Here is a 12409-nt window from a genome sequence, read left to right as displayed (position 1 = left end):
CGCGCCGCCGCACCTCGCCGAAGGAGGCCCGGCCCCCTATGCTGACGGGACCGACCCCCGAGACGGCTGACAGCGACGTGCCCCTGACCCAGATCACCCATCACGACCTCGACGGCTACGGCGCCTCCACGGTCGCCGCCGCCCTCGCGGCGCCCGAGCGCGTCGTGCACGTGCCGCGCTACGCGGATGTCGGGCCGGTGGTGGATGCGGAGCTGAAGCGGCTCGGCCGGGCGCCCGCCGCCGAGACCCTGCTCGTCACCGATCTCGGGCTGGAGGAGGCCTCGATCGCCTTCCTGCGCCGGTTCGCGGCCCTGAACCGGCGGCGCGGGCCGGACGCGGCGCATCGCCTGGTCGTGCTCGACCACCACGCCTCCTCGGTCGAGCAGCTCCGGCGCCAGGGCGTGGAGCCCGAGGCCGAGCCCGGCGCGCCGGGCCTGCTGCGGTTCGGCTTCGACGACCCGAACCTCGTCGTGCTGATCGACGAGGGCGCGAGCGCCACCCGCATGACCCTCCGGCACCGCGCCCTCTTCGCCGACGGCGCGGGGGAGCCCGCCCGCGCGGACGACCTCGCCGTGCTCGTCGACGCGGTGGACGCGCTCGACCTGTGGCGCAAGGACGACCCGCTCTTCGCGGCCGGGCTCGCCCTCGACGAGGCGTTCTGGGACAACGTCGCCACCCTGGTGCCGGCCGGCCACCCGGATCACGACCGAGTCGTCTCCGGCCTGCTGCTGGAGGCCGCCGCCGCCATCCGGGCCGGCGCGACGCCCGCCGCGCTCGAACGCGCGGTCCCGGAGATCCGGCGGCGGATCGTCGACGACCTCCTGCGGGCCGACCCTGAGGACGACCCCGCCCTGACCTCCCGGATGCGCGTGGCCCGCCTGCTCGCCCGGTCCGACGCGCTGTTCCACGCCCTCCCGGACGGCACGCTGCTCTCCTTCGGCCTCGATCCCGGCACGTTCCAGCGCGTCTCCGACCTGATCATGGCCGCCGGGCGGGCCGCCCGGGTGGTGAACGCCCAGCGCACCGGCACGCTGTCCTTCCGCTCGATCGACGGCACGGCGCTCGCGGGGGCGCGGCTGTTCCGCGGCGGGGGTCATCCGGACGCCGCCGGGGGCAAGCTGCCGAGCGGATCGGCCTTCTCGCTCCCGGACGCGGTGAGCCAGATCGAACCGCTGCTGAGCCCGCCCGCGCCGGCGGACAGCCCCTTCGCGGCTTTGCGGAACTGGAAGGGCTGAGCCCAGTCCCAAGCAGCGCGGCGACCCCTCCGGCCGGCATGATGCCCTTACGGCAGATCGAAGTCAGCGTCATCGATCAGATGCGCAACGATAAGGGGCCACGCATTCAACGTCAGGACATCGATTGTAAGCCGGCATATTCGTTCGGATTACAGGCGAGCACTGGAGATGTTCAGAAAGCGTTAGTGAGGCGCATGGTTTGAAGTGGGAGAGACGCCCCAGAGCCGAAGCCGGTCATGCGCGACACCTTTCCCCCTGCCGCGGCGAACAAGGATCGCCAGGGATCCGTTGCCACGCTGGCCGCCCGCTGGTGGGCGGCGCGCCCGAACGGCGCGACGCTGCCGCCCTACGAGGAGATCGCGCTCGGCAATCTCGGGCGCTTCGCCGACCGGACCGCCATCCTCCGCCGGGAGGAGGAGGTGGCGATCGTGCGCAGCGCCCCCGGTTTCGACGCGTGGTTCCACGACGAGGCCGAGGATGGCGGACGCGCCGAGCGCAGCGATTGCCGCCGGGTCGTGGACAACGCCGTGGCCCGCGCCCTCGACCGGGGGGAACCCGACCTGCAGACCGCGAGCCGCGTCGAGCGCGGCATCGTGGAGGTCTTCGACATCCTCGCGCTGCCGCTCCGAACGAGCTGGGGCTTCCCGGTCGTGCTCGTCTACGTCGGCGATTCCCTCGGCCGGTCGAGCCTGGTCGAGAAGGTCTACCAGTCGACCCGCGAGGGCATGCTCGCCCTGGCGCCGGTGCGCGACGCGGCCAACCGCGTGCTCGATCTCCAGATCGTCAGCCTCAATGCCGGGGCCGGGCGGCTGATCGGGGCCGGCACCGCCGCGCTGCTGTGGCGCGCGCTGTCGTCCCTGCGGCTCGGCCGCCACGCCGAGCGGATCATGGCCGGCTTGCTCGCGGTGCTGGAGAACGGGCAGGAGGCGGATTTCGAACTCGACTACAGCGACACGCCCGCCGCCGCGGCCGCCCACCTGAAGGTGTCGGCCACCGCCGCCGGCGACCTCGTCATCGTCACCCTGGTGGACATCTCGGAGGTCAAATCCCGCGAGGCCTCGTTCCGGATGATGTTCCAGGCGAACCCGGTGCCCATGTGGGTCCTGGACGCGCAGACGCTGCGCTTCCTCGACGTCAATGAGGCGGCGGTGGCGCATTACGGCTATGCGCGCCAGACCTTCCTCGCCATGACCGCCCTCGACCTGCGGCCGGAGGAGGAGCGCGAGGCGCTGCGGGCGGCGATCGGCCGGCCGGGGGCGGTCTATAACGGGGAGCGCGCCTGGGCGCATCTGCGCGCCGACGGCTCCCGGATCCTGGTGCTGCCCTATAGCCGGCCGCTCACCGTCGCCGAGCGCCCGGCCGTCCTCATCGCCGCGATCGACATCACCGCCCGGCACGAGGCGGAGGCGGAGGCGCGCCGCATCGGCGCCTTCCTCGACACGATCGTGGAGAACATTCCGGCGATGCTGTTCGTCAAGGACGCCGCCGACGACCGCTTCGTCCTGATGAACCGCGCCGGCGAGGACCTCCTGGGGATCGCCCGGGCCGACCTGATCGGCCGCCGCGCCGACGAGGCGGGCGTTCCTGCGCTGGCGGAGGATCCCGCCCGGCCCGCGCCCCCGATGGCCGCGGTGACGGTCGGGGCGGTGACGGTCGAGGAGAGGGTCATCGAGACGCGCCGCAACGGCGCCCGCACCGTCCACCTGAGGACCCTCGGGGTTCCCGCCGAGGATGGCGGGCGGGGCTTCCTGATCGGGATCGCCGAGGACATCACGGAGCGCCGCGCCATCGAGGCGCGCATCGCCCACATGGCCCACCACGACGCCCTCACCGACCTGCCGAACCGCCTCCTGTTCTGCGAGCGGCTCGACGCGGCCCTCGCCGGACCCCGGCGCGCGGGCGCCGCGGCGGCCGTCCTGTGCCTCGACCTCGACCAGTTCAAGCACGTCAACGACACCCTCGGCCACCCGGCGGGCGACGAGCTCCTCCGGCAGGTCGCCGCCCGCCTGCGCGAGGCCCTGCGCGAGGGCGACACGGTGGCGCGCTTCGGCGGCGACGAGTTCGCGGTGCTGCTCGCCGCGCCCGTCCAGCCCGAGGAGGCCGGGGCCACCGCGTCCCGCATCATCCGCGCCCTGGCCGATCCCTTCACGGTCCACGGGCAGGACCTCGCGATCGGGACCAGCATGGGCGTGGTCCTGGCGCCCGGGGACGGCGACACGACCGACATCCTCCTGCGCAACGCCGACCTCGCCCTCTACCGGGCCAAGGCGGAGGGGAGGGGGACCTTCCGGTTCTTCGAGCCGGAGATGAACGCCCGGCTGCAGGCGCGGCGGAGCCTGGAGCGGGACCTGCGCCAGACCTTCCAGGACGGCGGGCTCGACCTCCACTACCAGCCGCTGTTCTCCGCCTCCGCCGATCGCCTGAGCGGCTGCGAGGCGCTCCTGCGCTGGCTGCACCCGGAGCGGGGCTTCGTCTCGCCCGCCGAGTTCGTGCCCCTCGCCGAGGAGAGCGGCCTCATCGTGCCGATCGGCGACTGGGTGCTGCGGCGGGCCTGCGCCGAGGCCGCGACCTGGCCGGACCCGATCAAGGTCGCGGTCAACCTCTCGCCCGTGCAGTTCCGCGGCCGCCAGCTGGTGAGCAGCGTCGTCTCGGCGCTGGCCGCCTCGGGCCTGCGGCCGGACCGGCTCGAACTGGAGATCACCGAATCGATCCTGCTCGCCGACAGCGAGGCGAATCTCAGCGTCCTGCACCAGCTGCGCGACCTGGGCGTGCGGATCGCCCTCGACGATTTCGGCACCGGCTACGCCTCGCTGAGCTACCTGCGCACCTTCCCGTTCGACAAGATCAAGATCGACCAGTCCTTCGTGCGCGAATTGCGCGACAACCGCCACTGCCAGGCGATCGTCCAGGCCGTCACGGGCCTCGGCAGCTCGCTCGGCATCGCCACCGTCGCGGAGGGCGTCGAGACCGCCGACCAGCTCGCCTGCCTGCGCGACCGCGGCTGCGACGAGGTTCAGGGCTACCTGTTCAGCCGGCCGCTCCCGTCCGGCGAGCTGCGCGCCCTGCTGCACCAGCGGGCCGGGCGCAGGACGCAGGCCGCCTGACGAGGCCCGCCGTCAGCGGGTCCCGGCGACGCCCGCCAGGACCGCCAGCCCGACGACCAGCCACGTGACGTAGTCGCCGATCAGGCCGCTGTGCAGGGCGTTGAGCAGCCGCGTCGGCCCGGTCGGCGCGCGCCGGATCCCGCGCGCGACCAGGGCGGGAAGGTGCTCCCGGAACAGGTCGAAGGCCGCGACCGCGAGGGCGAGGGCCACCCCGGCCCAGGCGATCACGCCCGGTCCCTCCGGCAGCGACGCGGCGGCGCCCCGATGCGTGAAGAGCGGCAGGACCGCGGTGGCCCGGCGCACGAGGCTCCCCGCCGGCGCCAGCAGGTCGAGCCCGAGCAGCAGGGCGCAGGGCGCCAGCATCAGCCAGAGGGGGCGGTTCGCCTTCTCCTGCTCGTCCTCGCTCGGGGCCTGCGCCTCGTCGCCCGGATCCGGCCCCCAGCCGAGGAAGATCCGCCCCGCTGCGCGCAGCACCGCCGCGCCGGTGAGGGCGGCGCCGAGGAGAGCCGCCGTCGCCGCGAGGTCGTGGCCGCCTGCCGCGAGTGCCCCGTGCAGCAGGCGCGTGCCGCGATCCATCAGGCCGAGCGGCAGCCCGGCGAGCAGCAGCCCGCCCGCCGCCATGGCGAGGCCGGCCGGGGCGATCCCGCGCCCGAGGCCCCGCAGGTCGATCTCGTCGATGCTGGCGCGGGTGGCGAGCAGGATGCCCGCGACCATGAACAGCGCGCCCTTCACCAGCCCGTGGCCGACGAGGTAGACGAGGAGCCCGGCCGTGCCCCCCGGCGCGAGGGCGCCGAGGCCGGCGAGCATGATCCCCGAATGCGCGATGGTCGAGAAGGCGAGCATCCGCTTGAGGTGGCGCTGGAGCAGCGCCATCCAGCCGCCGACGAGGGCGGTCGCGGCCCCCGCCGGGATCGCGAAGGCGGCGAGCGCGGCGCGCAGGGGCTCGGCGCCGCCGAACACCACGTGGGCGAGCTTGGCGAGGCCGAACAGCCCGAGCGGCACCATCGCGCCCGAGAAGATCACCGAGACCGGGCTCGGCGCCACCGCGTGCGCGTCCGCGAGCCAGAACTGGAACGGCACCACCGCGGCCTTGATCATCAGCGCCGCGGCGACGAGGCAGAAGGCCCCCGCCACCACCGGGTCGCCCTGCGCTCCCGCCACCGCCCGGCCGAGATCCTCGAAGTCCAGCGCCCCGGCGCGGGCGTAGATCAGCCCGATGCCGCCGAGCATCAGGAAGCCCGCGAGGCTGTTGGTGACGGTGAAGTTCAGCGCCCCCGCGATGGCGGATTCGTCGAGCCGGTAGGCGGTCAGCGCGAAGGCCGCGACGCTCATCACCTCGAACCAGACGAACAGGTTGAACAGGTCGCGGGTGAAGCAGAACCCGACCATCGCGGCGAGGAACAGCAGCATCAGGACGTGGAAGTGTCCGTGCGTCTCCTCGAAGAAGCCCCAGGCGAAGACGAAGCTCGCGGCGAACAGGACGCCGATGAAGGCCGCCACGGATCCGCTCGCCGGATCGACCGAGAAGCCGATGCCGAGGGCGTGTCCCTCGCGCGGGACCCAGCCGCCGAACCACGCGACCAGCGGGCCGGCGCCGGCCCGCGACGCGGCGAGCGCGCAGAGCCCGGCGACGGCGAGCGCGGTCAGCCCCGCCAGGATGTCGGGCAGGCGCCGGGGCAGGTGGTGGGCGGTGGCGAGGAGGGCGGCGCCGACCACGAGGGGCAGCGCCACCGGCAGCGAGACCAGGGCGGCATCCGGCAGGGCGGCGAGCGGTCCCGGCATCAGGACCGCGCCCCCGGATCGGGGTTCGGGCCCTTGTTGTGCATTGGCCGCAGGGCCTGCGGGTCGAGGGTGCCGGTGCGCTTGTGGATCTGCAGCGCCAGGATCAGCATCAGGGCGGTGAGCGTCGCCCCGACCACGATGTCGGTGAGGACGAGGGCCTGCACCACCGGGTCCACCGCCTTCGTGCCCGGCGGGTGGTCGTAGAAGATCGGCGCGATCGCGTCGAACCGGTAGCCGACCGCGAGGAGCAGGACGTAGGTCGCGGACTGGCAGACCGAGAGGCAGCCGACGAGGTGGATGGCGTGGCGGCTCGTGACGATGCCGTAGATCCCGATGCCGAACAGCCACGCGGCGACCCAGAAGGGGAGGGTGCTCATGGTTCCTCCGCGGGCGCGTCGGGCTGATCATCGGCGGGATTCTTCGGGGCGCGGGTCTCCTCCATGAATTCGAGGAAGAGCTGCGTGAAGCCGCCGGCCACCGCCGCAGCGACCCCGAGATTCTCCACGAGCATCAGCCCGCCGGAGAACAGGTCGCGGAAGCTGCCGAGCGGCAGGCGATTCTCCATGAACCCTAAGCCGAACAGCATCGGGACGAGGCCGCAGAGCGCGAAGAGCAGCGCGCCGCCGCCCTCCAGGGCGTCGAGCCAGGCGCTGCGGACGCTGTCGCGCCAGCCCGCGTAGCCCTCGCCGCAATAGGTGAGGAGCGTCGCCGAGGCGAGGATCACCCCGCCCTGGAAGCCGCCGCCCGGGGTCACCGTCGCGTGGAGCACGACGTAGAGGCCGTAGACGGCGGTGAGCGGGCCGGCGATCCGGCAGGCGAGCACCACCGCCTCGGCGCGGCCCGCCTGCGGCCGGCCCGGCAGCCGGATGGCCTTGTCGGCGATGCTCTCGCCGCGCCGCCCGCGCAGCAGCACCACGCTGCCCGTGATGGCGGCGAGCAGCATGAATTCCTCGCCGAGCGTGTCGAGGCCGCGGATGTCGAAATTGACCGCGCTCACCATGTTGGCGACGTGCCGCTCGGCCGGCGCGATGGCGTTGATCCGCAGGCCGTATTCGGCGGTCTCGGCGCCGAAGGGCGGCAGCGCCCCGATCACCCGCGCGACGGGCAGCGCGAGCGCCAGGGCGGCGAGACCCAGGACGACGAGGCGCAGGCGCGGGCTCACGGCTCCTCCTCCGGCTCCGCCTGTTTGGGGACGCGCACGACGCTGAGCGCGATGAAGAACAGGAGCGGCACCGCCGCCGTGCCGACCGCGAGTTCCGACAGGGCGACGTCCGGCGCCTGCAGGGCGGTGAACAGCAGGGTGAGCGCGAGCCCGTTGAGGGCGAGCGGCACGATCTGGCGGCGCGGGTCGCGGGTGAGGACCACGGCGGTGCCGGTCACGGCCGCCAGGAGGAGCAGGAGGACGAGGATCGCGCTCACGCGGAGGGTCCCTCGCGCAGCAGGAGGGCGCGGCCGCTCGCGTGGGAGAGCACGGCGCCCCACAGGATCTGGAGCCCGACGAGGAGCAGCACCTTGAGGGAACGGCTCGAGACCCCGTCCGCGAGGAGCGCGGCGGCCGCCACCGGAAGCCCGGCCGCGACGCCGACGAAGGTCACGGCGTGCAGCCGGTCGAGGGCGCGGGGCAGCCGCAGCGCCCCGAGGCCGCCGAGCCACGCGGCCGCGACCGCCAGCGCGAGGAGCGTGCCGATGCCGATATCGAGGAGAGTCACAGCCAGCGCTCCAGGAACAGGCTGAACAGCAGGGTCCCGGGAAGGCCGAGGAGCACCAGGGTCAGGGCGAGGTCGGTGTTCGACGGCTGGTCGGTCGCGAAGGTGAGGAGCACCAGCGCCAGGACCGCGATCGAGGAGGCGACCTGGACAGCGGCGAAGCGCTGCCCGAGATCCCCGCGCAGGGCCGCCAGGACGGCGAGGCCGAGCGCCGGCAGCAGGGCCGCCGTGGCGATCGCCCAGACGCTCACGGGGCGGCCTCCGGATCGAGGACGTGCAGGGTCACGGCGTCGCGCGTCGGATCGAGCCGCAGCACGAAGGTCCGGGGCGCGAGCGAGGCCGCCACCGTGCCGACCGCGCGCTCGCCCGCCGCCGCCGCCGCCGGATCGGCCAGGGAGAAGCGCGACACGGCGGCGGCGGGACCCGGGACGACGCGCCCGCGCAGGTCGCCGCGCCGTGCCGCACGGGCGAGCGCCCGCGCGACGGCGGCGGTCTCCCCCGGCAGGCCGGCCAGCGCGTGCCCGAAGCGGCCGAGGGCGGCGGAGACCGGCGGCCGAATCGGGCCGAGACCGCGGGTTCCGGTCTGGTGGCTCCACAGGGCGCCGAGAGCCCCGCAGACCAGGGAAGCGCCGATCTCCGTCGCGCCGAGCGTGCCGGCGAACAGGAGGTAGGCCGCGGTCAGCCCGAGCCAGAGGAGCGCGTATCGGATCATGGATCGGCCGGCCCGCGTCGATGGTGCCGATCAAGCGCCGCGCGGCCAGGGTGGTTCCGGCCGCCCTGCGCCCGACGGCGCTCCCGTCCGGCTGCCGTCGACTCCGGAGGGCCGTGTTGCCGAACCCAACGATGATGGTCGCGCGGCCGTGCACGGCTTCGATTCCGGAGCGAATGTTCATCCGCCCGTGCTATCGGACGCCGTCGGGGCGCGACGCGACGCGAGGCCCGCCGGTCCACCGCGGACGGGGCTCCCGCCGGAGGGATGAATGGGCGACGGCAGAGGGATTCGGTGGCGGGCCAGCCTGCTCCTCCTCGGCCTCGCCGCGCCGGCGGCCCGGGCGGACGATCTCTCCGCGCTGTTCGAGCCGGGCACGGTCCTGTCGGTCGGTGCCCTGGCCGGCGTCGCACCGCGCTTCCAGGGCGCCCGAAGCCTCGGTCCCTGGGGCGTGCCCGTCCTGTCCTTCCGGAGGGGCGGCGAGGCGCCCGCGTGGTGGTCGCCGGACGACGCTCTCGACGCCGCGCTGATCGAGGCCGGGCCGGTGGAGGCGGGCGCGGCGCTCGATCTCCGGGACGGACGCTCCCGCCGCGACACGCGCCCGCTGGGCCTGCCCCCCCTCCCGGCGACGGTCGGGCTCGGGGCCTTCGCGGATGTCTGGCTGGTTCCGGAGCGGCTGCGGCTGCGGGCCGAGGTGACCCAGGGCGTCCGCCCCCATGACGGGATCGTGGCGAAGCTCGGATCGGACCTCGTGGGCCGCTTCGGGCGCGTCACCCTGAGCGGCGGCCCGCGGCTCGTTCTCGCCGACGCGGCGGCCCAGCGCCTGGATTTCGGCGTCGGACCCGGCGGTGTCCTCCCGGTCCACCGCCCATCGGCGGGCGTGCGGGCGGCGGGTGCCGCTGCCGCCATCGGCTACGAGGCCTCCGACGCGTGGCAGGTGATCGCCTACGCGCGCTACGACCGGCTCCTCGGCGCCGCCGCGGCGAGCCCGATCGTGCGCCGGCTCGGCACCGCCGACGGCCTTACGGTCGGGATCGGAACGGTCTATTCCTTCCGGGTCGCGCCGTGATCCGGCCCCGGGCCCCATCCCGGACGAAGGGTCACACGTCGGGTCCCGCCATGCCGGTCGGGCGGCCGGGGCAGGGCGGGGATTTACAAGCGGGCAACATCTCGCTCCTGCCACAGATCGGGTGTAAGGCTGCGCCCCGGGGAACCAAGGCGGGGGCTGTGCGTTGACGAGAGTTTTGCTGACGGGTGCGACCGGGTTCCTCGGGGCGGCCGTGCTCCACCAGGCCCTGCGGGGCGACGACGGCGCGGAATGGGTCTGCCTCGTGCGCTGCAGCAGCGTCGAGCAGGGCCACCAGCGGATCGCGGCGCGCCTCTCCCGCTTCACAGATTCGTTCACGGCGCACCGCCTCGCCCGCAAGGTCGTCGTGGTGCCGGGGGATTTCACCCGGGCCGACGAGGAGTGCGACCCGCGGCTCGACGACGTGACCCATATCCTCCACCTCGCGGCGGACACCTCCTATCGCGGCGACGAGCGGGTGTTCCGCACCAACCACCTCGGCACCCTGGCCCTGGCGCGGCGCGCCCGCGCCATGCCGGGGCTGCGCCGCTTCCTGCACGTCGGCACCGCGATGAGCTGCGGCGCCGACGCGCCGCGCCTCGTGCGGGAGGAGGCGCCGCGCCCGGAGGACCGCCACCTCGTGGCGTACACGGCCTCGAAGGCCGCGGCCGAGACCTCGCTCGCCGCCGACTTCGCGGACCTGCCGCTGGTGGTGGCGCGCCCCTCGATCGTCGTCGGCCACACCAGCCTCGGCGCCGCCCCGAGTTCGAGCATCCTCTGGCTGGTGCGGGCGGCCGACCGGCTCCGGCTCCTGCCGGCGGAGACACCGACGGGCATCGACATCGTGCCGGTGGACTGGGCGGCCTCCGCACTGCTCGCGCTCCTGCGCAAGCCGCACCTCGCGCACAGCCTCTACCACGTCTCGGCGGGGGAGGACTCGCTGACGCGCTGGCCCGACCTCTTCCGGGCCTTCGAGGAGGCCGATCCGGCGGGCGGACCGCGGCACGTGGACCGCTTCCCCTTCGCCGACCGGGCGGTCCTGCGGGACCGCTTCGCCGCCACCTTCGGGCTGGACGGCCCGCTGAAGCTCGCCATGCTGCGCGCCACGCGGGCCTACTACATGTTCTGTGCCCTGGACCTCACCTTCGCGAACGACCGGCTGCGGGCCGAGGGGATCGCCGCGCCGCCCTCCCTGCCGGACTATCTCGCGACCTGCCTCGCCACCTCCGGCGACATCGTCGAGCAGTTCGTCGACGACCTGGAGATGTTCGCGGCGGCGCCGGTGCCCGATCCGCTGCCGCTGAGCGCGACCGCGTGACCGCGTATCTCACGCTGGCGGTGGCGATCCTGGCCGAGATCACCGCGACGCTCGCCCTCAAGGCGGCCGACGGCCTCACGCGGCCCGGTCCGACCCTCGTGATGGCTTTGGGCTACGGCACCGCCCTGTGGCTGATGTCGACCAGCATGGACGTGCTGCCGATCGGCGTCGTCTACGCGATCTGGTCGGGCGTCGGGATGATCGGCGCGGCGCTCGGCGGCGCCGCCCTGTTCGACGAGCCGGTCACCCCGGCGACGCTCCTCGGGATCGGGGTGATCACCGCCGGGATCACGATCCTGGCGATGGCCCACGCACGGGCCTGACGCGCCATCCGCGCGGCGGAGTCTGGCGGCTGAAACCAGGAGACGCCTTCACCTCGTGTCAAGCTGACCTTTTCCGGACGAGAGCAGCGACAGCGGAAGGAGATCCGGAAACCAGCACGGGAATCGCCGCGAAGCGGCTCCGAATGTCAGCAGCGGTGTTGAAAAGCGGACGCTTCGACGCGTCTTGCGCTGGTTTCCGGGTCGCATTCCGCTGACGCTGCATGCGCCCTGAAAAGGGGGAGCTTGAAGCGAGCCCGCTTGCCGTCTGACGGCCCGGCGAGCCGGTTCCTCCGAGACCCGCGCCGTCACCCCGCCGGCCGCTCCGGCGCGCCGCCGGCCAGGAACGGCGTCACGACCTCCAGGAACCCCTCCGGATCCTGGAGCTGCGGGACGTGCGCGCAGCCCGCCAGCATCATCAGCCGCGCGTCGGGCAGCCCCCGGGCCAGTTCCTCCGCCATGGCGGGGGGCGTCGCCTCGTCCTCCTCGCCCACCAGCACCAGCGCCGGAGCGGTCACGCCCGCGAGATCCGGCCGCAGGTCGAGGCCCGCCAGCGCCTCGCAGGCGGCGCGGAACACCACCGGGTCGGTGCGCAGGAAGGCAGCGCGGCGGTCCGCCATCAGGGGCGCGTTCGCGGCCTGGAAGGCCGGCGCGAACAGGCGCCGCATCGCCGTGTCGGTGAGGGCCGGCAGGCCCTTCTCTCCCGAGACCGCCGCCATGGTCCGGAAGGCTTGCCGCCCCGGCTCCGAGAAGCAGGCGCCGCAATCGGCCAGCACCAGCCGCGCGGCGAGGCCGGGATGCCGGATCGCCGCCTGCAGCGCCACGAAGCCGCCGTAGCCGTTGCCGAGCAGGGTCGGCGCCTCTCCTCCAAGGTCGCGGACCGCCTCCGCCACCCGGTCGGCCACCGCGGGCAGGCCGCCCTCCACGGGCGTCGAGCCGCCGAAGCCCGGCAGATCGAGGACCACCACGCGGAACCGGGCCGCGAGGGGCTCGCGGATCCGGTCGAAGCTCGCCGCGTCCGACAGGAGCGAGTGCAGCAGGACGAGGGGCGGACCCGCCCCGGCCACCTCCGCCGAGACCCGTCCGTCCGCCAGTGAGATCCGCATCGCGCCCTCCCTCCGACCCCGCGAGGCCGCTGAAAACCCGTTGACGTGATATTTCACGGCTGC

At 74.1% G+C, this 12409-nt stretch carries 13 protein-coding genes; 5 read left to right on the top strand and 8 right to left on the bottom strand.

Annotated features, from left to right (window positions below):
- Window positions 1-38 precede the first annotated feature (38 nt).
- On the top strand, window positions 39-1235 hold the full coding sequence (locus ACW9J6_RS29015; RefSeq protein ID WP_457119820.1) for a dimethylmenaquinone methyltransferase: 1197 nt from the start codon (window positions 39-41) through the stop codon (window positions 1233-1235).
- Window positions 1236-1471: 236 nt separating this feature from the next.
- Window positions 1472-4339 carry a putative bifunctional diguanylate cyclase/phosphodiesterase gene (locus ACW9J6_RS29010; protein WP_457119819.1) on the top strand — a complete coding sequence of 956 codons (2868 nt, stop codon included), beginning with the start codon at window positions 1472-1474 and terminating at the stop codon, window positions 4337-4339.
- Between the two features lie 12 nt (window positions 4340-4351).
- Here ACW9J6_RS29010 and ACW9J6_RS29005 read toward each other — a convergent pair whose 3' ends face one another.
- From ACW9J6_RS29005 to ACW9J6_RS28975, 7 genes are read right to left on the bottom strand one after another with little or no spacing between them, the layout of a single operon-like run.
- Window positions 4352-6121 carry a complex I subunit 5 family protein gene (locus ACW9J6_RS29005; protein WP_457119818.1) on the bottom strand — a complete coding sequence of 590 codons (1770 nt, stop codon included), beginning with the start codon at window positions 6119-6121 and terminating at the stop codon, window positions 4352-4354.
- Entirely contained in the window at window positions 6121-6498 is a 378-nt protein-coding gene (locus ACW9J6_RS29000) for a sodium:proton antiporter (protein WP_457119817.1), read from the bottom strand. The genes ACW9J6_RS29005 and ACW9J6_RS29000 overlap by 1 nt, the downstream gene beginning before the upstream one ends.
- Window positions 6495-7283, bottom strand: a complete 789-nt coding sequence (locus tag ACW9J6_RS28995) for an MnhB domain-containing protein (RefSeq protein WP_457119816.1) — start codon at window positions 7281-7283, stop codon at window positions 6495-6497. Before ACW9J6_RS28995 ends, ACW9J6_RS29000 begins: the two co-directional genes overlap by 4 nt.
- Complete coding sequence (locus tag ACW9J6_RS28990) at window positions 7280-7540, bottom strand: hydrogenase subunit MbhD domain-containing protein (RefSeq protein WP_457119815.1); 261 nt, start codon at window positions 7538-7540, stop codon at window positions 7280-7282. The genes ACW9J6_RS28995 and ACW9J6_RS28990 overlap by 4 nt, the downstream gene beginning before the upstream one ends.
- Window positions 7537-7830 (bottom strand): monovalent cation/H(+) antiporter subunit G, encoded by a 294-nt coding sequence (locus ACW9J6_RS28985; protein ID WP_457119814.1) that lies wholly within the window; start codon window positions 7828-7830, stop codon window positions 7537-7539. Before ACW9J6_RS28985 ends, ACW9J6_RS28990 begins: the two co-directional genes overlap by 4 nt.
- Window positions 7827-8078, bottom strand: coding sequence for a monovalent cation/H+ antiporter complex subunit F (locus ACW9J6_RS28980; RefSeq protein WP_457119813.1), 252 nt, complete (start codon window positions 8076-8078; stop codon window positions 7827-7829). The genes ACW9J6_RS28985 and ACW9J6_RS28980 overlap by 4 nt, the downstream gene beginning before the upstream one ends.
- Entirely contained in the window at window positions 8075-8539 is a 465-nt protein-coding gene (locus ACW9J6_RS28975) for a hypothetical protein (protein ID WP_457119812.1), read from the bottom strand. The genes ACW9J6_RS28980 and ACW9J6_RS28975 overlap by 4 nt, the downstream gene beginning before the upstream one ends.
- A gap of 268 nt (window positions 8540-8807) precedes the next feature.
- On the opposite strand from ACW9J6_RS28975, the gene ACW9J6_RS28970 reads away from it, so the two are divergent.
- From ACW9J6_RS28970 to ACW9J6_RS28960, 3 genes are all read left to right on the top strand, one after another.
- Window positions 8808-9605, top strand: coding sequence for a MipA/OmpV family protein (locus ACW9J6_RS28970; protein ID WP_457119811.1), 798 nt, complete (start codon window positions 8808-8810; stop codon window positions 9603-9605).
- 175 nt (window positions 9606-9780) lie between these two features.
- Window positions 9781-10920: an SDR family oxidoreductase gene (locus ACW9J6_RS28965; protein WP_457119810.1), complete on the top strand. Its 1140-nt coding sequence runs from the start codon at window positions 9781-9783 to the stop codon at window positions 10918-10920.
- Window positions 10917-11243, top strand: a complete 327-nt coding sequence (locus ACW9J6_RS28960) for a DMT family transporter (RefSeq protein WP_457119809.1) — start codon at window positions 10917-10919, stop codon at window positions 11241-11243. The genes ACW9J6_RS28965 and ACW9J6_RS28960 overlap by 4 nt, the downstream gene beginning before the upstream one ends.
- A 305-nt stretch (window positions 11244-11548) precedes the next feature.
- Here ACW9J6_RS28960 and ACW9J6_RS28955 read toward each other — a convergent pair whose 3' ends face one another.
- Window positions 11549-12346, bottom strand: a complete 798-nt coding sequence (locus ACW9J6_RS28955) for an alpha/beta fold hydrolase (RefSeq protein WP_457119808.1) — start codon at window positions 12344-12346, stop codon at window positions 11549-11551.
- Window positions 12347-12409: the final 63 nt, after the last annotated feature.

The sequence above is a fragment of the Methylobacterium sp. JK268 genome (assembly GCF_054052225.1).
This window is presented reverse-complemented; position numbering and strand designations above follow the sequence as displayed.

Coding starts and splice junctions, on each gene's coding strand:
- ACW9J6_RS29015 (WP_457119820.1), top strand. CDS start 39: ATGCTGACGGGACCGACCCCCGAGACGGCTGACAGCGACGTGCCCCTG.
- ACW9J6_RS29010 (WP_457119819.1), top strand. CDS start 1,472: ATGCGCGACACCTTTCCCCCTGCCGCGGCGAACAAGGATCGCCAGGGA.
- ACW9J6_RS29005 (WP_457119818.1), bottom strand. CDS start 6,121: ATGCCGGGACCGCTCGCCGCCCTGCCGGATGCCGCCCTGGTCTCGCTG.
- ACW9J6_RS29000 (WP_457119817.1), bottom strand. CDS start 6,498: ATGAGCACCCTCCCCTTCTGGGTCGCCGCGTGGCTGTTCGGCATCGGG.
- ACW9J6_RS28975 (WP_457119812.1), bottom strand. CDS start 8,539: ATGATCCGATACGCGCTCCTCTGGCTCGGGCTGACCGCGGCCTACCTC.
- ACW9J6_RS28970 (WP_457119811.1), top strand. CDS start 8,808: ATGGGCGACGGCAGAGGGATTCGGTGGCGGGCCAGCCTGCTCCTCCTC.
- ACW9J6_RS28955 (WP_457119808.1), bottom strand. CDS start 12,346: ATGCGGATCTCACTGGCGGACGGACGGGTCTCGGCGGAGGTGGCCGGG.